This is a genomic window from Actinoplanes auranticolor, assembly GCF_018332655.1.
Classification (GTDB): Bacteria; Actinomycetota; Actinomycetes; order Mycobacteriales; family Micromonosporaceae; genus Actinoplanes; species Actinoplanes auranticolor.
Map to the genome: position 1 here is coordinate 1 of NZ_BOQL01000061.1, position 25,411 is coordinate 25,411.

The 25,411-nt window shown below is 72.1% G+C and carries 23 protein-coding genes; 7 read left to right on the forward strand and 16 right to left on the reverse strand.

What is annotated here, in order from left to right:
- Positions 1 to 167: 167 nt before the first annotated feature.
- Positions 168 to 560 carry an ester cyclase gene (locus Aau02nite_RS34495; RefSeq protein WP_212992812.1) on the reverse strand — a complete coding sequence of 131 codons (393 nt, stop codon included), beginning with the start codon at positions 558 to 560 and terminating at the stop codon, positions 168 to 170.
- A gap of 197 nt (positions 561 to 757) precedes the next feature.
- Between Aau02nite_RS34495 and Aau02nite_RS34500 the strand changes: the two genes are divergently transcribed.
- A complete protein-coding gene (locus Aau02nite_RS34500) occupies positions 758 to 1,501 on the forward strand; it encodes a hypothetical protein (protein ID WP_212992813.1) in 744 nt (247 codons plus the stop codon).
- Between the two features lie 115 nt (positions 1,502 to 1,616).
- Positions 1,617 to 1,898, forward strand: a complete 282-nt coding sequence (locus Aau02nite_RS34505; protein ID WP_212992814.1) for a YciI family protein — start codon at positions 1,617 to 1,619, stop codon at positions 1,896 to 1,898.
- Here Aau02nite_RS34505 and Aau02nite_RS34510 read toward each other — a convergent pair.
- The 3 genes from Aau02nite_RS34510 to Aau02nite_RS34520 form a co-directional block, all read right to left on the reverse strand.
- A complete protein-coding gene (locus Aau02nite_RS34510; RefSeq protein WP_212992815.1) occupies positions 1,895 to 2,827 on the reverse strand; it encodes a phosphotransferase in 933 nt (310 codons plus the stop codon). The genes Aau02nite_RS34505 and Aau02nite_RS34510 overlap by 4 nt on opposite strands.
- A gap of 41 nt (positions 2,828 to 2,868) precedes the next feature.
- A complete protein-coding gene (locus tag Aau02nite_RS34515) occupies positions 2,869 to 3,174 on the reverse strand; it encodes an SCO4225 family membrane protein (protein ID WP_212992816.1) in 306 nt (101 codons plus the stop codon).
- A 65-nt stretch (positions 3,175 to 3,239) separates the two neighbouring features.
- Entirely contained in the window at positions 3,240 to 3,788 is a 549-nt protein-coding gene (locus tag Aau02nite_RS34520) for a phosphoribosyltransferase (protein ID WP_212992817.1), read from the reverse strand.
- A gap of 101 nt (positions 3,789 to 3,889) precedes the next feature.
- Here Aau02nite_RS34520 and Aau02nite_RS34525 point away from each other — a divergent pair, with 101 nt between their 5' ends.
- Positions 3,890 to 5,017: a PP2C family protein-serine/threonine phosphatase gene (locus tag Aau02nite_RS34525; RefSeq protein WP_212992818.1), complete on the forward strand. Its 1,128-nt coding sequence runs from the start codon at positions 3,890 to 3,892 to the stop codon at positions 5,015 to 5,017.
- Here Aau02nite_RS34525 and Aau02nite_RS34530 read toward each other — a convergent pair.
- Entirely contained in the window at positions 5,014 to 5,214 is a 201-nt protein-coding gene (locus tag Aau02nite_RS34530) for a hypothetical protein (RefSeq protein ID WP_212992819.1), read from the reverse strand. The genes Aau02nite_RS34525 and Aau02nite_RS34530 overlap by 4 nt on opposite strands.
- A 259-nt stretch (positions 5,215 to 5,473) precedes the next feature.
- Between Aau02nite_RS34530 and Aau02nite_RS34535 the strand changes: the two genes are divergently transcribed.
- On the forward strand, positions 5,474 to 7,327 hold the full coding sequence (locus Aau02nite_RS34535) for an acyl-CoA dehydrogenase (RefSeq protein WP_212992820.1): 1,854 nt from the start codon (positions 5,474 to 5,476) through the stop codon (positions 7,325 to 7,327).
- 59 nt (positions 7,328 to 7,386) lie between these two features.
- Here the strand turns inward: Aau02nite_RS34535 and Aau02nite_RS34540 are convergent, their stop codons facing one another.
- Positions 7,387 to 7,902 (reverse strand): SixA phosphatase family protein, encoded by a 516-nt coding sequence (locus Aau02nite_RS34540; RefSeq protein WP_212992821.1) that lies wholly within the window; start codon positions 7,900 to 7,902, stop codon positions 7,387 to 7,389.
- Positions 7,903 to 8,004: 102 nt separating this feature from the next.
- On the opposite strand from Aau02nite_RS34540, the gene Aau02nite_RS34545 reads away from it, so the two are divergent.
- The gene (locus Aau02nite_RS34545; protein ID WP_212992822.1) at positions 8,005 to 8,301 is read left to right on the forward strand and encodes a DUF6458 family protein; all 297 of its coding nucleotides are present in this window, start codon (positions 8,005 to 8,007) and stop codon (positions 8,299 to 8,301) included.
- A 57-nt stretch (positions 8,302 to 8,358) separates the two neighbouring features.
- Here the strand turns inward: Aau02nite_RS34545 and Aau02nite_RS34550 are convergent, their stop codons facing one another.
- On the reverse strand, positions 8,359 to 9,204 hold the full coding sequence (locus Aau02nite_RS34550; RefSeq protein ID WP_212992823.1) for an SDR family oxidoreductase: 846 nt from the start codon (positions 9,202 to 9,204) through the stop codon (positions 8,359 to 8,361).
- Positions 9,205 to 9,335: 131 nt separating this feature from the next.
- On the opposite strand from Aau02nite_RS34550, the gene Aau02nite_RS34555 reads away from it, so the two are divergent.
- Complete coding sequence (locus tag Aau02nite_RS34555) at positions 9,336 to 9,692, forward strand: winged helix-turn-helix transcriptional regulator (protein ID WP_212992824.1); 357 nt, start codon at positions 9,336 to 9,338, stop codon at positions 9,690 to 9,692.
- On the opposite strand, the gene Aau02nite_RS34560 is transcribed toward Aau02nite_RS34555, so the two are convergent.
- The 8 genes from Aau02nite_RS34560 to pdhA form a co-directional block, all read right to left on the reverse strand.
- Positions 9,674 to 10,492 (reverse strand): alpha/beta fold hydrolase, encoded by an 819-nt coding sequence (locus tag Aau02nite_RS34560; protein WP_212992825.1) that lies wholly within the window; start codon positions 10,490 to 10,492, stop codon positions 9,674 to 9,676. The genes Aau02nite_RS34555 and Aau02nite_RS34560 overlap by 19 nt on opposite strands.
- Positions 10,493 to 10,571: 79 nt before the next feature.
- Positions 10,572 to 11,249, reverse strand: coding sequence for a PAQR family membrane homeostasis protein TrhA (gene trhA / locus Aau02nite_RS34565; RefSeq protein ID WP_212992826.1), 678 nt, complete (start codon positions 11,247 to 11,249; stop codon positions 10,572 to 10,574).
- A 52-nt stretch (positions 11,250 to 11,301) separates the two neighbouring features.
- On the reverse strand, positions 11,302 to 13,086 hold the full coding sequence (locus Aau02nite_RS34570; protein WP_212992827.1) for an NHL domain-containing thioredoxin family protein: 1,785 nt from the start codon (positions 13,084 to 13,086) through the stop codon (positions 11,302 to 11,304).
- Between the two features lie 69 nt (positions 13,087 to 13,155).
- Entirely contained in the window at positions 13,156 to 17,313 is a 4,158-nt protein-coding gene (locus Aau02nite_RS34575) for an LppU/SCO3897 family protein (protein WP_212992828.1), read from the reverse strand.
- A gap of 298 nt (positions 17,314 to 17,611) precedes the next feature.
- Positions 17,612 to 17,749, reverse strand: coding sequence for a hypothetical protein (locus tag Aau02nite_RS34580; protein WP_212992829.1), 138 nt, complete (start codon positions 17,747 to 17,749; stop codon positions 17,612 to 17,614).
- Positions 17,750 to 17,913: 164 nt separating this feature from the next.
- A complete protein-coding gene (locus Aau02nite_RS34585; protein WP_212992830.1) occupies positions 17,914 to 19,443 on the reverse strand; it encodes a dihydrolipoamide acetyltransferase family protein in 1,530 nt (509 codons plus the stop codon).
- Between the two features lie 5 nt (positions 19,444 to 19,448).
- Entirely contained in the window at positions 19,449 to 20,432 is a 984-nt protein-coding gene (locus Aau02nite_RS34590) for an alpha-ketoacid dehydrogenase subunit beta (RefSeq protein WP_212992900.1), read from the reverse strand.
- Positions 20,429 to 21,568, reverse strand: coding sequence for a pyruvate dehydrogenase (acetyl-transferring) E1 component subunit alpha (gene pdhA, locus Aau02nite_RS34595; RefSeq protein ID WP_212992831.1), 1,140 nt, complete (start codon positions 21,566 to 21,568; stop codon positions 20,429 to 20,431). Before pdhA ends, Aau02nite_RS34590 begins: the two co-directional genes overlap by 4 nt.
- A gap of 417 nt (positions 21,569 to 21,985) precedes the next feature.
- On the opposite strand from pdhA, the gene Aau02nite_RS34600 reads away from it, so the two are divergent.
- Entirely contained in the window at positions 21,986 to 23,956 is a 1,971-nt protein-coding gene (locus Aau02nite_RS34600; RefSeq protein ID WP_212992832.1) for a hypothetical protein, read from the forward strand.
- A gap of 222 nt (positions 23,957 to 24,178) precedes the next feature.
- Here the strand turns inward: Aau02nite_RS34600 and Aau02nite_RS34605 are convergent, their stop codons facing one another.
- A complete protein-coding gene (locus Aau02nite_RS34605; protein ID WP_212992833.1) occupies positions 24,179 to 25,402 on the reverse strand; it encodes a hypothetical protein in 1,224 nt (407 codons plus the stop codon).
- Positions 25,403 to 25,411: the final 9 nt, after the last annotated feature.

Below are 25,411 nucleotides of genomic sequence, written 5' to 3' on the forward strand. Positions count from 1 at the left end.
CAACAGCTACCAGGTCAGACAGGCCCGCCACACCGGCCGGCGACATCCCGGACCACCCACGATCGACCTGATCAACCTCCACCCACCACGAAGATCAACCTAAGCTGAGTGGCATTGGCTCATGAACGGCCACCCTCCCCCTGCCGGCTGCGTGCTCGCAAGACCGGTCAGGCGCCCGGGAGCTGCGTCAGAACCGACGAGCCGGCCATGACCCACGCCCCCCACACCTCGACGATCTTCCCGTCGGCGATCCGATAGACCGCGAACTCCTGAGTGTCCACCGCCCGGCCCGTCGGCGCGGCCCCGCCGGTGTGCACGCCGGTGTCGGTGAAGTGGGCGGACAGCCGGTCGCCGTCAACGAGCAGATGCCGCACTTTCCACCGGTAGCCGGGAAACGGCTCCACCATCGCCCGCAGGCCCGCGACGTACCGGTCGAAGCCCTGGTCGATGCCGTTGATCCGCACCTCGGGATCGACGAACTCGGCGAGGTCGCCGAACCGGCGATCGTTGCAGCACGCCAGGTAGCGCCGGTAGAAGTCCCGCAGAGCGTCGCTGTCCACGACCCCATCCTGGCCCGGCCTGTCATCCCCGCCAACCTTTCATGGCCGCACTGCGGACTCGCCCGGGGTGGCAGTCAAGGGCAGCGATCAGAGGCACCTGAAGAAGAGCAGGCCAGGGCAGCTCCGTGCCGTCGTCGGGCGCGCTCGGAGGGCACTCGGGCCGGATGATAACCCGGCAAAGTTAATACAATGCCCTAATGGAACAAAACGGTACGATCTTCCGACTCACCACGCGTCGTGTTCTTGCGGCTGCACTGGTGATGGCCGCCTCGGGCGCGCTCGCCGTGAACGCCCAGCCGGCCAGTGCTTCGTCGCACCAGCCTTGCAAGATCGACAAGCACCGCACCACCGCCGGTGTCACCAAGGTCGGTACGGCCACTGCCACCGTCGTCACCGACGGCGTGAAGCTGACCACCGCCCGGTCGAGCAACTCCGACAAGGTGTCGTGGCAGTCCTCCTTCAAGCCGGTGCCGGCCAGCACCGTGACCGAAGTGAGCTACGAGACCGTCAAGCTCGACACGACGGCCGGCGACAACAACACCGTCAACGACGCCGCGCTGCCGTCGTACCACCTCTACGTCAAGACGCCCGCGGGTGACGGCGTGCTGATCTTCGAGCCGTACTACTACCTGAGCTCGATCGGCGCCGGGAACCCGCAGCGCAAGGTCCGCACCGAGTGGAACGTGCTCGACGGTCCGCTGTGGACGTCCTCGGCCACGATCGCCGGTCTGCCCAAGACCGCGGGTGGCCCGGCCACCAAGACCTTCGCCGAGGTCGTCGCGGCCAACCCGCGGATGACCGTCAATGGCATCGGCTTCGGTCTCGGCACCTACAACGCCGGAGTGACCGCCGTCCTCGACGAGCAGCGCTTCGCCACCTCCCGGCAGTGCACCGAGCACCAGTGGTCGACCGGTTTCAAGGGCGGCGGCTGGTGGCGCTAGACGCCGGCAGCTGACTCGGCGGCCGGGTCCCACCAGGACCCGGCCGCTGCCGTCGGTGTCCTCGTACGATGGGCCCGAGCGTTCCCGCGGCTGAGAGGACACCACCGTGTACCTGATGATCTCGACCTATCGCGCCCCGCTGGAGCAGGTCGACGAGGCCCGGACCGCGCATCTGGCCTTCGTCGACGAGCTGCAGCGCGCCGGTGTGCTGGTCTCCGCCGGCCGCCAGGATCCGCCGGTCGGCGGCATCCTGCTGCTCGACGTCGAGTCCGAGGCCCGGGCGCACGAGCTGCTCGCCGACGACCCCTACGTGCGCCAGGGCCTGGCCGACTACGCCGCGACCGGCTGGCTCCCCACCCGCGGCGTCCTCGCCGACTGGAAGAGCCCGACCGCCTAACGCACGCCGACCTCGGCGAGGGCGCGCCGCGCGTTGCCCTCGGCGATCTCGCGCATGAACGCCGCGTGCGGGAAGTCGCCCTCGATGAGCTGCAGCGGCCCGGCGACCAGCGACAGGTAGTGCACGAGCCGGTAGAGCGCGAGCCGGGCCGGATCCGGCCCGACCGTGCGCAGCGCCGGGTAGAGCGGGCCGAAGCGCAGCTCCAGGAAGGCGTGTTCCCACTCCACGTCGAAGAACATCGCCGCTTCGATGTCGATCAGGACCGGTTCGCCGCCGGGGCCGATCAGGACGTGGTCGGGGCCGAGTTCGCCGTGGATCAGGCCGTACCCGGATCGGGGTCGCACCGCCGCGAACCGCTTGTGCAGCTCTTCTTCCAGCCGGCTGCGTGCCGCCGCGATGCGCGGGTCGCGCGCGGCCGCCTCGACCAGGCAGTTGAGGCCGCGTTGCCGGGCGAAGCCGGCGGGGGTCTCGCCGGGGAAGCCGAATGTGGGTGACCGGTGGCTGTGCATCGTGCGGAGCATCTCGCCCAGCCGGCCGACGATCTGGCGGCCGGCGGTCGCGTCCCGCTCCAGCAGCGCCTCCAGGGTGCCGCCGCGGACATCCTCGACCAGCGCGCGGTCCGGACCCAGGGCCACGATCTCCGGTACGCGCACCCCGAGCTCATGCAGCAGCGCGTGGCACCGGACGAAACCGTCGCGCCCCGCGTCGGCCTGGAACGGTCCGACGTCGAGCCCGGTCTGCGCGGGCCAGAAGTTCTCCTCCGCCGCCCAGCGGTACAGCAGCACGGTCGCGCCGTCGTCGAGGGTGAGGCGGTAGACGCCCTTGGTGGTGCCTCCGGCGAGCCGGGCCAGCTCGTGGAGCCGGCGGTCGGTGCCGTACGTGTCCCGTACGAGATCATGCAGGTCTTCTGTGGTGACGAAAGCGCGCATCCGGCCCACCTTGCCGCACCGGCGCGCGGTGGGACACCGAGTTACGCGCGGTGCGAGCGCAGCCGGCCGACCTCGCCCACGATCGTGTTGATCAGCAGGGTGTTGAGCAGGACGCCGGCCGCGACGCTGAGCCACAGCATGGCGATGGCCAGCCAGCCGTCGCCGAGCAGGAACACCGGCGCGAAGATGATCGAGACCGGCGCGGTGAGGCCGATCAGGTAGACCGCGGCCGACGAGGGCTCGTGGTTACCGGTGGCGAGATTCCCGCCGAGCAGGATGACCGAGGTGACCGCGACGGCGAACAGATAGACGCGGGTGGTCCAGGTGCCGAGGAAGAATGTGGTCATGCGGTCCATCGTGGTGAGGCCGGTGGACGCCCTCCTGAGTAGCGCTACTCAGGAGGGACCGGTACTCAGCTCAGATCCGCGCCGGTGAGCAACCCGCGGATGCCCAACTCGGCGGCGACCGCCGGATCGCACTCGTCCACGATGACGGCCGTACCGGTCACCGTCGCGCCCAGCGCCGCGAGCAGGTCGTGCAGGCCGCGGGCCTGGGCCCCGGTGACCGCCCAGTCGTCCACCACCAGTACCCGGTCGGCCGGACCGATCAACCGGGTGCGCACGCCCAGCTGCTGACCGTCACCGCGATGGTCGGCGGGCACCCGCGCCCACGTCATCGGCTCGGCGATCGGCAGCCGCGCCCCCGCCCGGTACGCCTCCACGAAGCCGACGCCCAGCGCGCGGGCCACCAGCGGGCCGACGAGGAACCCGGTCACCTCCGGGGAGACCACGACCGTCGGCGTGGCGTCCGGAAAAAGTCCGGCCAGTCCCGGACCGAGGCCGTTCAGCACCAACGGGTCGCGCCACCAGCCGGAGCGGTCGCTGACGAGCAGATCGGTGCCCGGACCGGGGTCGGTCCAACGGAATCCGGCGCGAAGCCGGTCACGGAGGTCGGATGCCACAGCGCCATGGTGTCACCGCGGGCGCGGTGTCCCGCCGCCGAGTGGGCAGAACCCGCTCAGACTAGGGGTCAAGTTGATGCAGGCGCCCACGTGGATCAGGCATGCTGTTCGGCGTACCCATGCCGATTCTCCCGGCGGGCCCCCGCCCGCTCAGCCCAGCATCCCGCGCCGGCCTCGGCGCGGCCCTCGTGCTGCTCGTCGTCGTGTCGGGCGTGGAGGTCGCGGACGGTCCGCAGGCGAACTTCGTCGGGCTCTACGCCGCCGTGCCGTTCCTGGCCGCCGTGTTCGCGTACTGGCAGACCGTGCTGGCCGTCGGCGCGGTCGCCACGATCGTCGGGATGGTCTTCGCCGGGACGGACGGCCGCTTCGACACCGTCGGCATGGTCAACGTGGTGGGGATCACGCTGGCCACCGGGATCGCCGCCGCGGTCGCGACCATCCGGCAGCGCAAGGACAACCGGATCGCCGAGCTGCTGCGCCTGGCGGCGGTCGCCCAGCAGGCGGTGCTGCGCCCGCTCGGCCCGCAGGTCGGCAGCCTCGCGGTGGCGGGCCGCTACATCTCGGCGTCGGCCGCGGCGGACATCGGGGGAGACCTCTACGAGGCCCTGGACACGCCGTACGGCGTGCGGATCATCATCGGCGACGTGCGGGGCAAGGGCCTGGACGCGGTACGGCTGGCGAGCATCGTGCTGGGCTCGTACCGGCACGTGGCGTTCGAGCGCGCCGATCTGCGTTCCATCGTCACGGACCTGGACCGGGCAGTCGCCCGCAGCGTCGGTGACGAGGACTTCGTGACCGCCGCGCTGGTCGAGGAGCGGGGCGGCACCCTCACCATCGTCAACTGTGGACATCCGGCCCCGCTGCTGCTGCGGCGTGGGCAGGTCATCGCCCTCGATCCGCCGGCGCCGGCGCCGCCCCTGGGGTTCATGCCGGTGGCCCGGCCCCGGGTGGAGCGGCTGGAGCCGGGGGACCGGCTGCTGCTGTTCACCGACGGGCTGGGCGAGGCGCGCCGGGACGGCGAGTTCTTCCCGACCGCGGACCGGGCGTGGCGGCTGCTGGGTCACGGCACGGTCGGGGACGGCCTGGCGTCGCTCGAGACCGCCCTGGTCGACTGGGTGCACGGGCAGCTCGAGGACGACATCGCCCTGGTGCTGCTGGAGTACACCGGTCCGGACGGCAGCGCGTCCGTGGCCATGCCGAGCTGGGAAGTCGGCGCGGCCGGGAGCTAGTCCTCGTGCTTGTCCGGTACGGCGGCAGTCGTCTGGTCGGTGGGCGTCCGGTTCTCGGGCGCGGGTGCCGGAGCGGGTACCACGGCGACCGTGGCGCGTGCGGCAATCGTCTCCGGCTGACGGTGCCGCCCCACGTAGTGGCGCGGCTGATCCGCCTGGCGGGGCTCCGGAATCAGACTCTTGATCGTGGCGAACATGCTGACCTCCCCGGGTCGGTCGTACGTTTCGTCGCGTACAACCGGAGCAACGATGGGCTCGGCCCGTCGATACGTCCGGACGGCGCGGCGACTTGCAAATGGCCGAACGGTTGTCCCGATTCCCACCTGATCGGAGACGTTTGACCCCCAACCCGACGGACAGGAAATGATCGAAGCGGACTTGTCGGTCCTACCAGCGGGTAATACAGTGGTGGTTACTGACGGGTAACTCGCGTCCGGAGAGCGGGGCCAGAAACACATGAGTCACTACAAGAGCAACCTGCGCGACCTCGAGTTCAACCTCTTCGAGGTCTTCGGGGCGGATCGTGCTTTCGGCCAGGCGCCGTTCGACGGCATCGACGCCGAGACCGCGCGCGACGTGCTCGCGGAGGTCAACCGCCTCGCTCGCGAGGATCTCGCGGCCAGCTACATCGAGGCCGACCGCAACCCGCCGCGTTTCGACCCGGCGACCAACACCGCGGACCTGCCCGAGGCCTTCAAGAAGTCGTACGCCGCGTTCATGGAGTCCGAGTTCTGGCGCATGGACCTGCCCGAGGCGCTCGGTGGCACCCTGGCGCCGCGGGCGCTGTGGTGGGCCATCGCCGAGCAGATCCTCGGCGCCAACGCCCCGGTCTGGATGTATTCCTCCGGCCCCTCGTTCGCGCACGTCGTGCACGTCGAGGGCACCGAGGAGCAGAAGAAGTGGGCCCGACTCTTCGTCGACAAGCAGTGGGGCTCGACGATGGTGCTCACCGAGCCCGACGCGGGCTCCGACGTCGGCGCCGGCCGCACCCGGGCGATCGCGCAGCCCGACGGCTCCTGGCACATCGAGGGCGTCAAGCGCTTCATCACCTCGGGCGAGCACGACCTGAGCGACAACATCATCCACTACGTGCTGGCCCGCCCGGTCGGCGTCGAGGGTGTGGGCGGCCCGGGCACCAAGGGCCTGTCGCTGTTCATCGTGCCGAAGTTCCACTTCGACGCCGAGACCGGCGAGCTGGGCGAGCGCAACGGCGTCTACGCCACCAACGTCGAGCACAAGATGGGTCTGAAGGTCTCCAACACCTGCGAGATGACCTTCGGCGAGGGCGCGCCGGCCAAGGGCTGGCTGCTCGGCGACGTGCACCAGGGCATCCGGCAGATGTTCATGATCATCGAGTACGCCCGGATGATGGTCGGCACCAAGGCGATCGCCACCCTCTCCACCGGCTACCTGAACGCGCTGGAGTACGCGAAGAACCGCGTCCAGGGCGCCGACCTGGTGCAGAACTCGAACAAGGCCGCCCCGCGCGTCACGATCACCCACCACCCGGACGTGCGCCGCTCGCTGATGCTGCAGAAGGCGTACGCCGAGGGTCTCCGCTCGCTGGTCATCTACACCGCCACCTGGCAGGACAAGGTCGCCATCGCGCAGGCCGCCGGGGACAAGGAGGGCGCCGAGCTGGCCGAGCGGGTCAACGACCTGCTGCTGCCGCTGGTCAAGGGCGTCGGTTCGGAGCGGGCGTACGAGCTGCTCGGCCACGAGTCGCTGCAGACCTTCGGTGGTTCCGGCTTCCTGCAGGACTACCCGCTGGAGCAGTACGTCCGCGACGCCAAGATCGACACCCTGTACGAGGGCACCACGGCGATCCAGAGCCTGGACCTGATCTTCCGCAAGATCGTCAAGGACCAGGGCCAGGCCCTCGCCGCGCTCGCCACCGAGATGCAGGAGTTCATCGACAGCGAGGCCGGCAACGGTCAGCTCAAGGTCGAGCGCGCGTCGCTCGGCAAGGCGCTCGGCGAGATGCAGGCCATCCTCGGCATCCAGATGGGCTGGCTGCAGGCCGCGCAGGGCGGTGACGCCCGCGAGCTGTACAAGGTCGGCCTCACCTCCCGCCGGGTGCTGCTCGCCCTGGGTGACGTGGTCGTCTCGTGGCTGCTGCTGCGCGGGGCCGAGGTCTCCCTCAAGGCGCTGGGCACCGAGTCCGGCACGGCGGACAAGGCCTTCTACGAGGGCAAGATCGCCGCGGCCCGGTTCTTCGCCCGTGAGGTGCTGCCCCGCATCGGCTCGGACCGCCGGATCATCGAGAACACCACCCTCGACGTGATGGACCTGCCCGAAGAGGCGTTCTGATCTTCACACTCTCCGGATAAGCCGAAGGCCGGCGGACAATGACGTCCGCCGGCCTTCGGCTATCCGCGGGCAGTGTGCTCGATGATCAACGGCATCGAGAACGGCTCGGTCCCTGACCAGGGCCTCTCGGCCCGGTGCACGGCGAGCCCGGCGGTTCGCAGCGCCGTCAGCTGCGCCTCCGCGTCGTACGGGCGCAGCAGGATCGACACGTCGGACATCGTGGGGTTGTGCCCGATGACCAGCACCGTGCGCACCGAGTCCGGTACGGCCCGCAGCAGATCGATGACCTCCGTGCGCCCGCCGTCGTAGAGCCGCTGCTCATAGTGCACCTCGGGGCTGCGCGCCTCCGGGTCGGCCTGCGCCAGCGCCACCGAGACGCCCTGCCAGGTCTGCCGGGTCCGGCGCGCCGACGAGCAGAGCACCAGATCCGGGCGCAGCCGTTCGTCGGCCAGCCAGGAGCCGGCCGCATCGGCGTCGGCGTCACCCTTCTCGGTGAGCCGGCGCTCGAAATCGGGCAGCTCCCCGGGAGTCTCGGCCTTCGCGTGCCGCAGCAGGACCAGCGTGCGCACAGTCATGGGCACAGCTTGCCTGATTGAGGAATCCGCCGCCTGGGTAGACACCCGGAACGACGTATTGCCGCGGCTCGGTGCGGCAGCCACGAGCCTGGGAGGCCATTTATGGGCATCGGCGGAAGTATTTTCCTACTCGCGCTGGGAGCGATCCTGGCGTTCGCTGTCAACGCGGACATCAGCGGTCTGGACATCAACGTCGTCGGCTACGTACTCATGCTGGCGGGCCTCATCGGCCTGGCCATCACGCTCTGGTTCTGGAACAGCCGCCGCCGTCCCGCCGCCGCCGTGCAGCAGCAGCGGCCGGTCGTCAGCAACGACCCGGCCTACCGCGACGGTGAGGTCGTGCAGGAGTACCGCGAGACCACCCGTCGCGAGCCCCCGCCGCCGCCGTACGGCGCCTGACAGCAGACGACCGGGAGTGCCACCGCCTGCGGTGGCACTCCCTTCGTCGTGTCCGGATCAGGCCAGCTGGGCGCGGACCGCGTCGGCCAGCGGGGTGGCCGGGCGGCCGAGCAGGTGCGCCAGGTCCTCGGGGCCGGTGTAGAGCGCACCGGAGGCCGCGTGGTGGTCCGAGTCGGCCAGGACCGCGGCGAAGCCCTCCGGGACGCCGACGCCGACCAGGAACTCGACGTACTTGTCCTGCGGCAGGTCGGTGTAGGTGACCTCGCGGCCGGACTGGCGGGAGACCTCGGCGGCGAGCTCGGCCAGCGTGACGCCTTCGCCGCCCAGCTCGTACACCTGCTTGTCGTGGCTGTCCGCGAGCACCGCCGCGGCCGCCGCCTCGGCCAGGTCGGCCCGGGTGGCCAGGCTGAGCCTGCCGTCACCGGCGGCACCGACCAGGCCGTGCTCGAGGGCGCCGCGCAGGTCGTAGTTCTCCAGGTACCAGCCGTTGCGCAGGATCACCGACGGGATGCCGGAGGCGGCCAGGGCCTGCTCGGTGGCGAGGTGCTCGGTGGCCAGGATCATGCCGGACGAGTCGGCGTGCGGCGCGCTGGTGTAGACGATCAGGCCGACCCCGGCGTCCTTGGCCGCGTCGACCACGTTGCGGTGCTGCGGGATGCGCTTGCCGGGTTCGCTGGCGGAGACGAAGAGCAGCTTGCCGGCGCCCGCGAACGCCTTGCGCAGGGACTCCGGCTCGTCGTACGAGGCGTACTGGACGCGTACGCCACGGTCGGCGAGGTCCTGAATCTTCTCGATGCTGCGGCCCACCGCCACGATCTGGTCGGCGGGCACGCCGCGCGAGAGCAGGTTCTCGACGGCGTGGCGGCCGAAATGTCCGGTGGCGCCGGTGACGACGATGGTCATGCGAACTCCTCAACAAGCGTTTCCGACGGCCGGTCGACCGTCCCCTGGCACAACTACGCAGCTGGAGGCTTACTTCCCAGGAGATAGAGAGCACCTTGAAGTGCAGTACACACCTGAGGGATAGTTCCCTGGTGGAAGCCGACGTGTACGCCAAGAACTGCCCCAGCCGTCAGCTGCTGGACCGCATCGGAGACGCCTGGAGCGTGCTGATCGTCGCATCGCTGGCCGACGGCGCGATGCGCTACACCGAACTCGCGCACCGCATCTCCGGCATCAGCCCCAAGATGCTCACCCAGACGCTGCGCGCCCTGGAACGCGACGGCCTGGTCACCCGTACGGTCTATCCGGTCGTCCCGCCCCGGGTCGACTACGCCCTGACCTCCCTCGGGCGCAGCCTGCTGAGCCTCGTCGACGCGCTGCAGGAGTGGGCCGAGAAGCACATCGCGGACGTGGTCGAAGCGCGCAACGCCTACGACGCGCGGGACTGAAGCCACTCCAGCGCCGCTGCCGCCGAGGTCAGGATCGAGAGGTGGCCGTCCTCCGGGCGCAGCCACAGCTCGGCGGTGGGGCAGTGCCCGGCCAGCCAGACGCCGTGCGAGCCGGGCACCATCAGATCCGCGCCGCCGTGCACGATCAGCACCGGCACGGTGATGGTGGCCGGGTCGAAGCCCCACGGTGCGACGTAGGCCAGGTCGTCGTCGATCAGCGCGGCCGGGCCGGCCGCCAGCGCCGGGTGCACCACGTCGAGGATCCACGCCCACTCACCGGCGAACATCGCCTGGTCGCGCTCGGTGAAGCCCGGCTCGGCGTCGGTGCTCGTCGCCTCATGACGCTCTTTGGCAGCACGGCCCCAGCTCGCGGCGCGCAGGGAGGCTTCGCCGGAGGGCGCCATCCCGGCGAACCAGTCCAGTCCGGCGGCGTCGTAGGGGGCGAGGCCCGAGAGGCTGGTCACGGCGGTCACCCGATCCGGCAGCAGGGCGGCACAGGCCAGGGCGTGCGGGCCACCACCGGAGTGACCCATGGCGGCGAAGCGGTCGAGACCGAGCTCGTCCGCGACGGCCGCGACATCACCCGCGGCCGACGCGATGTCGCGGTCCGGGCGAGGGCTGGAGCCGCCGTAACCCGGCCGGTCGTACGAGAGCCAGCGGATCCCGTCACGCATCAGCGGCACCGGGGGCGCGCCGAGGTTCGGGGTGCCGTGGAACCAGAAGACCGGCGTGCCGTCCCCGCCCGTGTCGTACGCGTGCACGGTGCGGCCGTCGCCGAGCTTCAGGTCGAACTGCTCCATGCGGTAGGGCCTTTCCTGCTGATCATGGCGACGCGGAAGCTGGACCCGGCGCAGGCCGTCATGCTCGGCAGGATAGGTCCTACGCGTAGAGCGCGAAATAGATGGCTATGTGGTGGCAGAGGGCGGCCAGCAGGGTGCAGGCATGGAAGAACTCGTGGTGGCCGAAGACGTCCGGCCACGGGTTCGGGCGGCGCATCGCGTAGAAGACCGCGCCGACGCTGTACATGACGCCGCCGGCGGCCAGCAGCACCAGGTCGGCCAGGCCGCCGTTGTTCAGGATGTCCGGCAGGATCGCCACCGCGCCCCAGCCGAGCGCCAGGTAGAGCGGGGCACCGACCCAGCGGGGCAGGTGCGGCCAGATGCTCTTGAGGGCCACGCCACCCACGGCCCCGGTCCAGATGAGGGTGAGCAGCAGGGTCGCCTTGTCCCGCTCCAGCAGCAGGACGCAGAACGGCGTGTAGGTGCCCGCGATGAAGATGAAGATCATCGAGTGGTCGAGGCGTCGCATGATCTGGTAGCCGCGCTTGCCCCAGTGGCGCCGGTGGTAGAGCGCGCTGATGCCGAACAGGCCACACACCGTGATGCTGTAGATCAGGGTGCTCACGAACGGCGCGATGCCGGGACGGGTCGCGGCGATGGAGCAGAGCACGACGCCGCAGACGAGCGCGACGAAGAACGCGTACTGGTGCAGCCGGCCGCGCAAACGCGGCTTGCCGATGGCGGCCGGTTTCATCTGGAACGGGGCTTCGGGCGTCACGGCTCCAGGTTACGGCACCGTAGGTTACTGATCGGTAGTGAAGCGGGTCACCTCAGCTGTCGAGGCCGCGAAGGATCAGCGGCAGCCGGGCCGCCGCACCCGGCTCCACCAACACCGGCACTCCCCAGTCCTGCCTGGTGAGGTGGCAGGCGGCGTGCTCCACGTCCGCGTCACAGGTCGCGGCCTGGGCCACCACCTGCAGGATTCCCTTGGGCACGGCCGGATTGAGCACCAGCCGGCGGGACAGATCGGTGGACGTGCCGTCGCCCTCCAGCAGCAACTCCGGCGGGGACGCGGAGACCACCAGACGGGTCGACGGCCCGAACGACGTGTCCAGCTTCTGGCCCGGAGCCGGGTCGAAGATCACGTCCAGGGTCACCTCACCCGGCGCCAGCGACGACGGCGGGCGCTCGGTGCGGTGCCGCTCGCCGGCGACCGTACGGACCGCGCCGGGCGCGAGCCGCACCAGGCGGTGGGCGCCGGACTCGACCACGACCACCTCACCGGCGCGGGTGAGCAGGATGTCACTCGGCTCGGCCAGGCCGGAGTCCACGGTGGACACCTCACCGGAGGCCGGATCGAAGCGCCGGACAGCACCGTTGTAGGTGTCGGCGATCAGCACCGAGCCGTCCGGCAACGCGCAGACCCCCAGCGGATGCTGCAACAGTGCCTCGGCCGCCGGCCCGTCCACGTGGCCGAAGTCGAACAGGCCCTGGCCGACGGCGGTGTGCAGCTCACCGGCCTCGACCCAGCGCAGCGCCGACGTCTCGCTGTCCGCGACCCAGAGCCGGTCGCCGGCCGCCGACAGGCCCGAGGGCTGTGCCATCCACACGTCGGGCAGCTTGCCGTCGCGCAGGGCCTCGACGGTGGTGCCCGCGTACACGCCGGAACCGCCGGTGGCCGGATCGAACCACCAGAGCTGATGGATGCCCGCCATCGCGACGATCACCTGACCCTCGAACCAGGCGACGTCCCAGGGCGAGGAGAGCGCCACCCCGTCGTCGGCCGCGGTGCGCCAGGGCCGCCCGGTGCCGGCGACGGTGACGACCTCCCCGGTCTCCAGCCGCAGGCCGCGCAGCAGGTGATTGACCGTGTCGGCGACGACCACGTCGTAGTCGGCGGTGCCGGCGGGCAGCAGGGAGAGGCCCTGAGGCTCGGAGAAGCTCGCGACTTCGGCCGGGCCGTCGGCGCGGCCCCGCTCACCCGTGCCGAACCGGCGCACCAGCGATTCGCCGTCGGCGGTCAGCTCCACCAGCGAGTGGCGGGCCGAATCGGAGACGAGCAGATTGCCGTTGGGCAGCTCGACGGCCTTGCCGGGGAACCGCAGCAGGGTGTCGGGGGCGGCCGGCGGCACGTACGGGCCGTCGCCGCGGTGCAGCGTGCCCTTGGCCCCGTGGGTGGCGATCAGCTCGTCCAACAGGCGCATCAGGCCCTCGGCGTGACCTTCACCGGCCATCGAGGCGACGACGTACCCCTCGGGGTCGATCACCGAGAGGGTGGGCCAGGCCTTGGCGGCGTACTGCTGCCACATGTGCATGTCGGCGTCGTCCAGGACGGGGTGGTGCACGCCGTAGCGTTCGACGGCGGCGGCCAGGGCGGCCGGGTCCCGCTCGTGCTCGAACTTCGGCGAGTGGACGCCGATGACGACCAGGGCGTCGCCGTACTTCTCCTCGAGGGGCCGCAGCTCGTCCAGGACGTGCAGGCAGTTGATGCAGCAGAACGTCCAGAAGTCGAGAATCACCACCTTGCCGCGCAGGTCGGCCAGGGTGAGGGAACGGCCACCGGTGTTCAGCCAGCCTCGGCCCCGCAGCTCCGGGGCGCGTACGCGCGCGGTCATGAGCCCATCGTGCCCGACGCGCGGCCCACCCCCGGTCCGGGGTGGCCGCGCTTCGCGCACGTCACATCGTCAGGGCCGTGGCTTGAGGCAGAGCACCTGACTGCGGCCGTTGTCGGTCGGGTTGACCACGTACGGCTGGTTCGGGTCCGGGCACTGCTCCTTGGTGTCGACGATCGCCGTCACCTCGAACGACCCGGCATCACTGCAGTTCGCGGTGACCGCCTCGTTGCCGTTGCGCTTGACGCAGTCGCCGGCGCTCACCGAGAAGCCGGTGGCACCGCCGTCGTCCGACCCGCGGGCGATCAGCCAGGTGACGCCCAGCGTGAGGCCCACGATCAGACCCGCGCCGAGGATCACCCCGAGGATCACCGGCAGCATCCGCACGTGCGGCGTCTCCGGCTTGGCCACCTCGGTCGGCACGATCTCCGGGGCGTCCGCCTTGAAGGAGTCGAACCGGCCCTGGTCGGCGTCCGGCTCGGCCCGGCCGGGCCAGGCCGCGGTCTGCTCCGGGCCGGGCGGCGTCACCGTGGCCCGGCTGGCCGGCCCTGGGAAGACACCGCCCATCCGCGGCCGATCACCGAACGGCTGGGTCTCGTCGGGCGCCGGCGGGAAGCCGTTCTCCAGCGGCGGGGCCGCGTGCATCGACGGCAGGGCGGGCGCGGGCACGTACGGCTGATCCGGGCCCTGCCCACGGCCCGACACGTCCGTGGTGTTCTCGCTGTACTGGTCCGGCGGCGTGGTGCGGGCGGCCGGGTTGCCGGGCACCGCGCCCGGCTGGTCCGGCTGACCGGACCGGCCGCGGCCGGCGATGTCCGTGGTGAACTCGGTGAACTGGGCGGCGGCGGCGCGCGGATCCGGCGCCGGCCCGGGAGCCGGCGAGGCGGGTGCGAACGGCTGACCGGGCGGGCTCACCCGGGCACTGGCCGAGGCCCGGCCCGACGCGCGGTTGCCCGGCTGGACACCGCCGGACGTGGGTGCCGCACCGAAGGCACCGGAGGTGGGTGCCGACTCGGGAGCGCCGGACTCCGCCGACGGGCCGCCGTGCTCCGGAGGCGCGCCGAACGGACCCGACGACGGACGGGGCGCGAACGGGTCGTCCTGGCCGCCGTACCGGTCCTCCTGGCCGTCCCCGAACGGGGCAGCGCCGGACGACGGCCGGGTCCCGAACGGAGCCTCGGCCGGACGCCCGTAGGTGCCGTCGGCAGACGGCGGCGTGCCGTGGGTGCCGTCGACAGGCGGCGGCGTGCCGTAGGTGCCGTCGGCCGGGCGGCTCTCCGGGTGCTTGCCGTAGGTGCCGTCGGGCTGCGGCGCGAACGCGCTCGCGGGTGGCGTGCCGTAGGTGCCGTCGGACTGCGGCGCGAACGGGCTCGCGGGCGGGGTGCCGTAGGTGCCGTCGGCCGGGCGGGTCTCCGGGGCCTGGCCGTAGGCGCCGGAGGTCGGCGCGGCGCCGCGGGCACCCGAGGTGGGTGCCGCGCCGAACGCCCCGCTGACCGGCTGATCCTCGTCCTGGTACGGCGACTGCGGTGCGGGCTCGTCGGCGGCCGCGGCCGGGCGACCGTAGACGCGCGGCTGCGGGCTCGCCGAGGGCGGCGGGGGCACTTCCTCGGCGTCCCCGGGCGGAGTGACCCGGCTCGCCACGGGAACGGAAGCGCTGGCCGACACCGGACGTGCGGTGCCCTTGGCCGGTCCCGGACGCTCGGCGGCCGCGGACGGCTCGCCGGACTCGGGCCGCTCGGCGGGGTCCCGCGGCTGCGGCACCGCTGCGCCGCTGCGGGGCTCGGCTGCCACCGGGGAGCCGATGCTGCCGAGGGAGGCGCCCGGAACACGCTGCGGATACCCGCCACTGCCGCCCTCAGGACGAACAGCATCGGGCGGACCGGTGGCCGCGAACGAGGCGCCCGGAATGCGCTGGGCGTAGCCGCTGCCGCCGGGACCGTCCGAGGACTGCTCGGCGTCGAAGCGGGCGGCCTCGGGCCGGGCGAACGGCGACGACTGCTGGCCGTCCTCGTCCGGGCGCTCGCCGAAGCCCCGACGTGCGGGCAGGTCGTCGGGCTGACCGGAGACGGGTCGTCCCGGACCGTCGGCTCCCTCGCGACGGAACGAGCCGTCACGGAAGGGGTTGCTGTCGGGGCGGCTGGCGCCGGGGAAGCCTTCGCTATCGACGTCGTCGTCTCCACCGGTCGGGAAGCCACCGCCGCGGGTCGGCAGCGTGCCGTTCTCGGCGGCGGCGCGGGCGGAGAAGGCACCGTCGGCGCCGAAGGGGCTGCTGTCGGGGTTGCTGCGACCCGGGAAGGCGTCGCCGTCACCGCCGTCGCCGCGGGACGGGAAGGGGCTGCGGTCGGCGTCGCTCCCGGGGCGGAAGGTTCCGTTGTCGACGGCGTTGCGTGCGGAGAAGGCACCAGCGCTGTCGGTCTCGCCGCGGGAGGGGAAGGGGTTGCCGTCGGCGTCGTCGCGGGGAGCGAAGGTGCCGTTGTCGGCGGCGGCCCGCGCGGAGAAGGCGCCGTCGCCGGCCGGGCGGCCTGGGAAGGCACTGCCGGCGGCGTCGTCGCGGGCAGGAAGTCCGCTGCTTGCGGCGTCGCTGCGGACGGGGAAACCGCCGTTCTCGCTGCCGTCGCGGGCCGGGAAACCGGGACCTGCGGCGTCGCCGCGGACCGGGAAACCACCGCTTGCGGCGTCGCCGCCACGGGCACCGGCGCCACGGATCGGGAAGCTTCCGTTGCCGGAGCCTCCCCGGGTCGGGAAGCCGCCGCTTTCGCTGCCGCCGCGAGCCGGTAGCCCACCGTTCTCACTACCACCGCGAGCCGGCAGGCCGCCGTTCTCGCCGCCGCTGGGGGCGGGGAAGCCACCGCTGTCCGGGCCGGCGGGCGGTGCGTCCGGCAGGCCGGTCAGGGTCGCGCCGGGAACGCGGACGCGCTGGTCGCCGAAGGCCGAGATGCCCGGGGGACGTTCGCGGGACTGCTGGTCGTCGTCGGGGCGTGCGGATCCGAACGTCTCGCCGGACGGGGGGCCGCCGAAGGGCTCGCGGGGTGCCGGTGCGAAGGACGAGCGGTCAGCCGGGCCGGATGCGGCGCCGAACGGCGACTGGTCGGCCGGGGCGCCGAACGGGGGCCGGTCGGCCGGGGCCGATCCCGGCCGGTCGAACGGCGAGCCACCGGGGCGGCGCGAAGTCTCCGGGCCGGTGGCCGGGGCGGATTCGGCCGGCTGGCGGGTCGGGGTGAAGCCGTTGAACTCGCCGACCGGCCCGTCCAGCGGTCCGCCCGCGATGCCGGGTGAACGCTGGGGCAGCTCGCCGCCGCCGCGGTACGGGTGCGGCGGGTCGGCGGGGCGGGCGAACGGGTTCTCCTGCGCTGCCGCGGACGGCTGGGCCGGCTGCGGGGGAGCCCAGGCGGACTCGGGGGCGGCCGGCGCGTCGGCGTTGCCCTGGGCCGGGATCGGCGGGCGCTGGGGCAGGGCACCGGGCTCGGGTACGCGGGCGGAGCCGCTCGAGCTCGACGAGAACTGGGCCGCGCCCGGACCGAAGGCCGGGCCCGCTGACTGCGGGCTCGAGCCGGCTGGTGAGCCGGACGGCGGCGGGAACCCGGCGGGCGGGAAGTCGGGGGCGGACGGCGACGAGGAGCCGGTCTGCTGGGAGAGCGGCGGCGGGAAGTCTGGCGATCCGGATCCGGACGCAGGGGATCCGGGCTGCTGGGGCGCGCGCTGGGAGAGCGGCGGCGGGAAGCCTGGTGAGGCGGATCCCGACGACGGCGAGCCCGGCTGCTGGGGCGCGCGCTGGGCCGGCGGCGGGAAGCCGGGTGACGCGGATCCGGAGGACGGGGACCCGGGCTGCTGGGGTGCGCGCTGGGAGAGCGGCGGCGGGAAGTCTGGCGACGGTGAGCCCGGTTGCTGGGCGCCCGGGAAGGCCGCGGGTGGGTAACCGGGCTGCTGAGGCTGGGTGCCCGGTGAGCCGGGCACGGCGGAGCCCGAGGAGACCGGTTGCTGGCCGGCCGGCGGCACCGCGGGCACCACGAACGGCGAGCCGCCGTTGGGGGTGGCGTGCGGCGGCGGGGCGTACGCGCTCGGGAAGGACTCCTGGGCGTGCGGATACGACGGGGCCCGGTCGGCGGTCGTGTGACCGTCGGAGTCCGGGGGGAAGGCGTCCGGCGGGAAGCCGTCGGTGCCGAACGGGTCGGCTCCGCTGCCCGACGTGGCCCCCGGCTGGTGGCCGGCGTGCTGGCCCTCGGACGTCATACGCGCCTCCTCCATGACTGTCGGCCGTGCCAGCTTGCCACGGACGCGGCCGACCCTGCAGAGCTCGGGCGTCGCCCGGTCGCTGCCCCGCCCGGCCGGCCGAGCCGGGCAGGTGACCGTCGCCAACCGTACCGGGCGTCGCGGACGGAAGAAATCCCGGTGTACGCCGTGCGGAGCGTGGTGGTGAGTCGGAAATCACGGAGGAGGGCGACCTTTGGTGGGCAATTGCCCTGATTGGAACGACGACGGCCCGCCCGGATAACCGGGCGGGCCGTCGGGCGCGGTGCTGTTCAGACGATCAGAACATGCGCTGCTGGCTGAGGATCGCGATCTCGTCCCGCATCGACTGCGTCGGCGCCGACTTCCACGCGCGGTCGATCGCGCGGGCGTCGCGCTTGGCGATGCGGCGGTTGCGGATGCGCTCGATGGTGCTCATGCGGTGCTCACTCCCTTGGGCCAGTGCTGGCCTCGTTTGCGGTGCCGTGTTCCGGCGCTGGTTCCATTGAACCGCGCCGGAACACGACCCGCCAACGATTCGGAGGGTGATCCCGCTTACCTACCTAAGGATCGAAGGCTGGGAAAACTGGTTGCCGACGAAACTCAGGTCCAGGACAGCAGTGCCGCCTCCGGATCCTCCAGGAAACCACCGACGTCGCGGAGGAACTTCGAGCCCAGTTCGCCGTCCACGATGCGGTGGTCGAACGAGAGCCCGAGGGTGGTGACCTGGCGAATCTTGATCTTTCCCTTGTGGACCCACGGGGTCGGGCGGACGGCGCCGAAGGCCAGGATGGCTGCCTCGCCCGGGGGCAGGATCGGCGTGCCGGTGTCGATGCCGAAGACACCGACGTTGGTGATCGAGAACGTTCCGCCGGACATGTCGGACGGTGGCGTCTTGCCCGACTTGGCGGTTTGCACGAGGGCAGTCAACGCATCCGCCAGCTCACGCAGCGTCAACCGGCCGGCGTCCTTGATGTTCGGCACGATGAGGCCGCGCTGGGTGGCGGCGGCGATGCCGAGGTTGACGTAGTCCTTGACGACGATCTCGTTCGTCGCCGCGGACCAGGTCGAGTTGACCATCGGGTGCCGCCTGACCGCCAGCAGCACCGCCTTGGCCACGAAGAGCAGCGGAGAGATCCGCACGTCACGGAACTCGGGCCGGGACTTGAGCCGCTCCAGTGACTTCATCGTCCGGGTCACGTCCACGGTCAGGAACTCGGTCACGTGCGGCGCGGTGAACGCCGACGCGACCATGTTCTCGGCCGTCAGCTTGCGCACGCCCTTGATCGGGATGCGCTGCTCGCGCGAGGCGTCGAACACGGCGGCCGTCGCCGGTGCCTGCTGAGTGACGATCGACTCAGTGACGGTCGTCTCTGCGGGCGCCGACGCGGTGGCCGCCGCCTGCTGGACGTCATCTCGGGTGATCGAGCCGAGCGGTCCGGTGCCGGCGATCATGGTCAGGTCGATCCCGAGATCACGGGCGAGCTTGCGCACCGGCGGCTTGGCGAGCACCGGCCCGGCGGGCCGAGCCGCCGGTTGAGCCGGGGCGGCGGCCGGTTGAGCCGGTGTCACGGGGGTGGGCTGGGTCGGTGCGGGTGGTGCGGCCGCCGGGGGGCGGGACGATGCCGGGGTCGGCTGGGTCACGGGCGCCGGTGCCGCCGCGGCAGCCGCCGGAGGCGGGGTGGCCGGTGCTGCGGTTGCCGGCGCTGGGGGCGTACCGATGCGGGGTCGGCGTTTGGCGGTTGCGGTTTTCGGGCCGTAACCGACGAGCACGGCCGTGCGGCCGCCCGGAGCCGGACCACCGATCATGCCGGGCTCGACCGAACCCTCCTCGGGCGCGACTTCGACCGCGGCGAGGGACTCCGCGGAGGGCACCGGACCGGCACCGGGGTCGGTGTCGATCGAGATGATCGGCGCACCGACCTCGACGGTCGTGCCGGCCTCGTGGAAGATCCGGGTGACGACCCCGCCCCACTTGGCCGGGATCTCCACGGCCGCCTTCGCCGTCTCCACCTCGACGATCGGCTGGTTCAGCTCGATAGTGTCGCCGACCTTGACCAGCCAGGTGAGGATCTCGCCCTCGGTCAGCCCTTCGCCCAGGTCGGGCAGCGTGAACTCCTTGATCCGGGACATCGGCGTCACCAGCCGAACGAACGGTCGACGGCGTCCAGCACCCGGTCCAGGTCGGGCAGGTACTCCTCCTCGACGCGGGCGGCCGGGTACGGCACGTCGAAGCCCGTCACCCGCAGCACCGGCGCCTCCAGGGAGTAGAAGCACTCCTCGGTGATCCGGGCGGCGATCTCGGCCCCGAGGCCGAGGTTGCCGGGAGCCTCGTGCACGACCACCGCGCGGCCGGTCCGGCGGACCGACTCGAAGACCGGGCCCAGGTCCAGCGGGGAGAGCGTGCGCAGGTCGACGACCTCGAGGTTGCGGCCGTCCTCGGCCGCGGCCTGCGCCGCGTCCAGGGCGGTACGGACCATCGGCCCGTACGCGATCACCGTGGCGTCCGTGCCGTCGCGCACGATCCGCGACGCGTGCAGCGGGAAGTCGCCGGGCGCGTCGAGGTCGACCACACCCTTCTCCCAGTAGCGGCGCTTGGGCTCGAAGAACACGATCGGGTCGTCGGAGATGATCGACTGCTGGATCATCGCGTACGCGTCCGCCGGGTTCGAGCAGGTCACAACCTTGAGACCGGGGGTGTGGGCGAAGTACGCCTCGGGCGACTCGGAGTGGTGCTCAACCGCGCCGATGCCGCCGCCGTACGGGATCCGGATGACGATCGGCACCCGCACCTTGCCCAGCGACCGGTAGTACATCTTCGCCACCTGGGCGACGATCTGGTTGTACGCCGGGAACACGAACCCGTCGAACTGGATCTCGCACACCGGCCGGTAGCCGCGGATGGCCAGGCCGACCGCGGTGCCGATGATGCCGGCCTCGGCCAGCGGGGTGTCGATGACCCGGTTCTCGCCGAAGTCCTTCTGCAGGCCGTCGGTGATCCGGAAGACGCCGCCGAGCTTGCCGACGTCCTCGCCCATGATGACGACCTTGGGGTCGTTCTCCAGCGCGCGGCGCAGGCCGTGGTTCAGGGCCTTGCCGAGGGTGATCGTCTCGCTCATCAGTGGGTGCTCCCCTCGAACGAGGCCTCGTAGGCGGCGAACTGCGCGCGCTGCTGGTCGAGCTCGGGCGAGCCGTTCGGGTAGACGTGGTCGAACATGGTGACCGGCTGCGGATCGGGCATCGCCAGCACCCGCTCGCGCAGGTCCAGGGCCAGCTTGCGGGCCGACTCGTCGACCTCGGCGAAGTACGTGTCGTCGGCGAGCTGCTGCTTGGTCAGGAACGCCTTGAGCCGGCTGATCGGGTCCTTGACCTTCCAGGACTCGACCTCGCTGGCGATGCGGTAGCGGGTCGGGTCGTCCGAGCTGGTGTGCGCGCCCATCCGGTACGTGTACGCCTCGATGAGCGTCGGTCCCTGGCCGTTGCGGGCCTGGTCGAGCGCCGCCCGGGTCACCGCGTACGAGGCCAGCACGTCGTTGCCGTCGATCCGGACGCCGGGGAAGCCGAAGCCGGCCGCACGCCGGTAGAGCGGGATCCGGGTCTGCCGCTCGAGCGGCTCGGAGATGGCGTACTGGTTGTTCTGGCAGAAGAAGACCATCGGCGCGTGGAACACGCCGGCCCAGACGAACGACTCGTTGACCTCACCCTGGCTGGTGGCGCCGTCACCGAAGTACGCGATGACCGCCTCGCCGTCCGGGGTGCCGGTCTTGCCGTCCATGGTGACGCCCATGGCGTAGCCGGTGGCGTGCAGCGTCTGCGAGCCGATCACGATCGTGTACCCGTTGAACTTGTACTTGTTCGCGTCCCAGCCGCCCTGGTCGACGCCCCGGAACAGGCCGAACGGCATGATCGGGTCGATCCCGCGGGTGTAGAGCACGCCGTGCTCGCGGTAGGTCGGGAACGCCATGTCCTGCGGGCGCAGGGCCCGGCCGGAACCCACCTGAGCGGCCTCCTGGCCCAGCAGGCTGGCCCAGATCCCCAGCTCACCCTGCCGCTGCAGGGCGGTCGCCTCGGCGTCCAGGCGGCGGACCGTGACGAGGTCCTGGTACAGCTCTCGGTACTCGCCGTCGGTGAAGTCGACCGAGTAGGTAACGCCGTCCGCCGTGGTGACGCTGTCGATGCGCTCACCGTCGGGCGTCAGCAGCTGAACGAAGCCGCCTGCCGGAGCGTCTGCTCCAACGGGGCTCTCGCCGTTCGCCATCCGTGTCTCCCTGTTCATCTCTGCGCCCACGGCGGGTGTTGCCCGTCCGCGCGGCTGACCGCTGGGGTTCGCCGCGCCTGGCCCGGGTGAGGTTGCCGCGCGGCTGGTCGGCGTGATCACAGACCCCGCCGGGGAGTGACGACCCCCACCGCGTCCCGCTGCTTGGTCCAGCCGCGACGGCGGCGGTGCCGTCGCCCCCATCCTCGCAGAGAACGTGAGTGGCGCCACAGGTCAGGTCGATCACAGATCCGAAATCTTGCCGAGTCATTCGTGCCCGCGTTTGTCCCATTAAGCGGTTTTCGTGCAATCACTTCTGCCGGAACGGACAACTTTCACCGCTGCCCGAACCGCCATGCGTCGTTCACCCCGATAGCCGAGACGGATCCAAGTTGATCTTTACGCAGGGGGGTGCAGGCCGTGCCGGAGCAACCGGACGACGACGGGCTCGTGCCGCCGATCAAGGTGATGCGCAAGCGGCTCAACGGCGTCTACAGCGCCGAGGGCTTCGCCGGACCGACCCGGCGCTACGTGCTCATCGTGGCCATGCTGGTCGGGCTGGCCTCGCTGCCCACCCTGGCGGCCATCACCGCCGGCTCCCGCGAACTCGACGACGACCGCACCGGCGCGATGGACGTGCCGTTCCTCCCGCCGGCATCGACGGGGCCGGTCCAGGTCGGGCCGTCGGCTTCGGCCGGCACGGGCTCCCCGGGCCCGGACGCGACGGTCCCGGGCAGCTCCGGGACGGTGCAGGGCCAGGCCCAGCGACGCAAGACCAAGCGGCGGCCGGCCGCGCCGATCAAACCGAGCAAGGGGTACGCCCAGAGCGCGCGCGACGGGTCCCGGGGTGCGGCGGTGCCGTCTCGGGGTTCGGACAATTCTGGATCTTCCAGTCCTTCGGGTGACCGGTGGGAGTCCTGGCGGCCCGGTTCCTGGCGGCCCGGTTCCTGGGCCGGGAGCGGGTCGGGTTCTGGTCCGGGCTCCGGCTCGGGTTCCGGTTCTGGCTCGGGTTCTGGATCGGGTTCCGGTTCGTCGGGTGGGGGGTCGGCGCCGGGTAAGCCGGGGCCGGTGCGGCCGCCGGTTCTGCCGTCGCTTCCGTCTGTGCCGTCAGTGCCGGTGAAGCCGCCGAAGCCGGGCGACTCGGTGGGACCCGGCGACGGGCACTTGCCGGGCGGGCACTTGCCGGGCGGGCACTTGCCGGGCGGGCACTTGCCGGGCGGGCAGTCCCCGGGCGGGCAGTCCCCGGGCGGGCAGTCCCCGGGCGGCGACTCGCCGGACCCGCCGGCCAAACCGGTCCGGCCGCCGTGGTGCTGGGACCGCACCGACTGCTCGTGGCGGCCGTCGCATCATCAACGCCCCGACCGTCCCCACCATCACCACGGCCATGCGGACCGGCCGCGCGATCAGGACAACCATCCGGACCGGCCGAGCCACCCGGATCATCGGGACCGGCCGAGCCACCCGGATCATCCGGACCAGCCGCGCGATCACGACAACCATCCGGACCGGCCGAGCCATCGGGATCATCCGAATCTGCCCCATGACCAGGACTGCAACGACGGCCACCGTCGTCGGCCCGCCGACCGCGAGGACGACGATCGCCGGTCCACCGTCCACATCAAAGCCGCCGGCCACCGTGACAAGGACCGAGCGGCGACCGCCGACCGCAACGAAGACACCCGGGCGAACGATCACAAGGCCGGGGACCTGATCGCCGGCCATCGCAACCGAGACACCCAGGCGACCGATCACAAGGCCGGGGAGCGCCGGACCGCCGGCCACCGCGACCAAGACGCCCGGGCGAACGATCACCTGGGCCAGGACGGCCGGGCGACCGGCGACCGGGCCACCGGTCATCGCGACAAGGACAGCCGGACCGCCGGCGATCACGACCGGGGCAGCCGGACGACCGGCGACCGGAACAAGGGCAGCCGGAAGACCGGTCGCCCCGGCCAGACCCGCCGGTCGAGGGGTCACGACGACAAGGCGCAGCGGACCGTTCGCCCCGACGGGCGCTCGCCGAAGGGCTCGTCGACCGAGCGCGACCAGCCCGAACAGACCATCCGCTCCATCATCCGCCGGACGGCCGAGGCCGCCGGATCCGACTCCAGCCGGAGGTCAGAAGTGACCGAACGCCCGCAGAACGTCAGGCCCGCCCGCAGCGCGGACCGCACCCACAACAGCCACCGCTATCAGCCGTCCGCCGGCGATCGCGGCGAAGGCGGCACCCAGACGACGACCGCGACCCGCGCCTACCGCGGCTCGCACCGCTCCGAACGCATGCACCGCGTCGACGACCGCACCGGCGCGCACCACCGCAGCTCCCGGATGGGCCGTCACCACCTGGAGCAGCAGCAGGAAAACCAGGACCACCAGCAGAACGGCTGGTGAAAGGCCCGCCTTCACCCGGCGACGTGGAGGTTCGCCGGGCGAGGCGGGCCGAACAGCGGCTACTGCGGGTCGATCCGCATCATGCGGGCCGGGCGATCAGCTGCGGCAGATCGACACGGATCGGCCATGGCGTACGGGTCTCGAACCCCTCGGTCGTGTAGTGGGTGGCGAAGGCATACTGTCCGGCCTCCGACGGGGTCCGACGATCTGCGGACACCTTGGTCAGGAGTCGTCGGTGAGGCGGTGGCGGTTGGTTTCGATCCAGGCGTCGATTGCTTCGGCGTCGTTCGGGTCGACGCCTTCGGAGATCAGCTGGGCCACCGCCGCCGTTGCCGGGCTGCGTTTCTCGCCGGTTGCGTACAGGCGGGCGAACTCCGGGATCATCTCCTCGACCACAGTGTCCGTCTGCTCCGCCGCTGCCGCCGGGAGGCCGCGCTTGCGGGTCGCGTACGCGGACCAGGCCCGGGTCACCCGGGGGAGCATCGCCGCGTCGTCCATGTCGAGGACCGCGCGCCGGTGCACCCAGTCGAGCAGGAACAGGCCCGCGACCGCCGGGCTCCAGCGCAGCGGGTCCGGCTCCGGCAGGCTGGCCGCGTGGTCCAGCAGCAGGCTCAGGCAGAAGTGCAGCGAGGCCAGCTCGTCGTCGGCCGACACGTCGCCGAGGGCGAAGCGGGCCGCCTCCGGCGAGGACAGGAAGTCGCGGAGCAGGCGCTCGCGGTCCGGTGCGCTCAGCTCCGGCGGCTCGGCCAGCGGCGGGACCGTGGCGGCCGGCAGCAGGGCCAGCCGGGCCGTGGCCAGGGCGCGGTCGGTCGCCAGGTTGCCGTCCGCCGGCAGGTCGCTGAGGCCGTCGGTGATCTCCAGGTGCTTGCCGACCTCGCCGCGCAGCCGGCCCGGGTCCTCCTCGCGGAACCAGGTCAGCTCGTCGCCCGCGCACATCTCGCGAACCTGGCCCAGGATGCGTTCGGCCGGGCCGCCGACGAAGACGTCCTTGGTGATGCCGATGTTGTGGTCCACCAGGGCGACCACCGCGTGCTCCGGGCCACCGAGCTCGGCGTCGTCGTAGGCGAACGTGACCAGATAGGACGTCTGGTCGCCGTACACGTCGCCGTACGCGTAGCAGCCGGTCGGGCGCACCTTGCCGAGCTGCTGCGTCCAGGCCGGGGCCTGGGTGCCGGGGCGCACGCCGGCCGCTCCCTCCGCGTCCGGCACCAGCGCCGCGAAGACCTCGCGGATCGTCGTCGCCGAGGCGGTGCGCCGCCGGGTGGTGGCGCCGAGGAACTGGCCGACGAACTCCCGGACCGCCGCGGCGCGGTCGGTGACCGCCACGGCGTACACGCTGCCCAGGAGTGCGGTGCCCAGCATCTCGGCGTCCAGAGCGCAGTCGAGTTTCGCCACGTCGCGGGCCGCGTGCAGGACCGCGTCGTACGGTGTCTGGGGTGCCGCCATGCCGCCGAG

Bases quoted from the DNA above. Each gene is read 5' to 3' on its own strand.
- Aau02nite_RS34500 (WP_212992813.1), top strand. From the start codon at position 758: ATGGAACAAAACGGTACGATCTTCCGACTCACCACGCGTCGTGTTCTT.
- Aau02nite_RS34505 (WP_212992814.1), top strand. From the start codon at position 1,617: ATGATCTCGACCTATCGCGCCCCGCTGGAGCAGGTCGACGAGGCCCGG.
- Aau02nite_RS34510 (WP_212992815.1), bottom strand. From the start codon at position 2,827: ATGCGCGCTTTCGTCACCACAGAAGACCTGCATGATCTCGTACGGGAC.
- Aau02nite_RS34515 (WP_212992816.1), bottom strand. From the start codon at position 3,174: ATGACCACATTCTTCCTCGGCACCTGGACCACCCGCGTCTATCTGTTC.
- Aau02nite_RS34525 (WP_212992818.1), top strand. From the start codon at position 3,890: ATGCTGTTCGGCGTACCCATGCCGATTCTCCCGGCGGGCCCCCGCCCG.
- Aau02nite_RS34530 (WP_212992819.1), bottom strand. From the start codon at position 5,214: ATGTTCGCCACGATCAAGAGTCTGATTCCGGAGCCCCGCCAGGCGGAT.
- Aau02nite_RS34535 (WP_212992820.1), top strand. From the start codon at position 5,474: ATGAGTCACTACAAGAGCAACCTGCGCGACCTCGAGTTCAACCTCTTC.
- Aau02nite_RS34540 (WP_212992821.1), bottom strand. From the start codon at position 7,902: ATGACTGTGCGCACGCTGGTCCTGCTGCGGCACGCGAAGGCCGAGACT.
- Aau02nite_RS34545 (WP_212992822.1), top strand. From the start codon at position 8,005: ATGGGCATCGGCGGAAGTATTTTCCTACTCGCGCTGGGAGCGATCCTG.
- Aau02nite_RS34550 (WP_212992823.1), bottom strand. From the start codon at position 9,204: ATGACCATCGTCGTCACCGGCGCCACCGGACATTTCGGCCGCCACGCC.
- Aau02nite_RS34560 (WP_212992825.1), bottom strand. From the start codon at position 10,492: ATGGAGCAGTTCGACCTGAAGCTCGGCGACGGCCGCACCGTGCACGCG.
- Aau02nite_RS34570 (WP_212992827.1), bottom strand. From the start codon at position 13,086: ATGACCGCGCGCGTACGCGCCCCGGAGCTGCGGGGCCGAGGCTGGCTG.
- Aau02nite_RS34575 (WP_212992828.1), bottom strand. From the start codon at position 17,313: ATGACGTCCGAGGGCCAGCACGCCGGCCACCAGCCGGGGGCCACGTCG.
- Aau02nite_RS34580 (WP_212992829.1), bottom strand. From the start codon at position 17,749: ATGAGCACCATCGAGCGCATCCGCAACCGCCGCATCGCCAAGCGCGAC.
- Aau02nite_RS34585 (WP_212992830.1), bottom strand. From the start codon at position 19,443: ATGTCCCGGATCAAGGAGTTCACGCTGCCCGACCTGGGCGAAGGGCTG.
- pdhA (WP_212992831.1), bottom strand. From the start codon at position 21,568: ATGGCGAACGGCGAGAGCCCCGTTGGAGCAGACGCTCCGGCAGGCGGC.
- Aau02nite_RS34605 (WP_212992833.1), bottom strand. From the start codon at position 25,402: ATGGCGGCACCCCAGACACCGTACGACGCGGTCCTGCACGCGGCCCGC.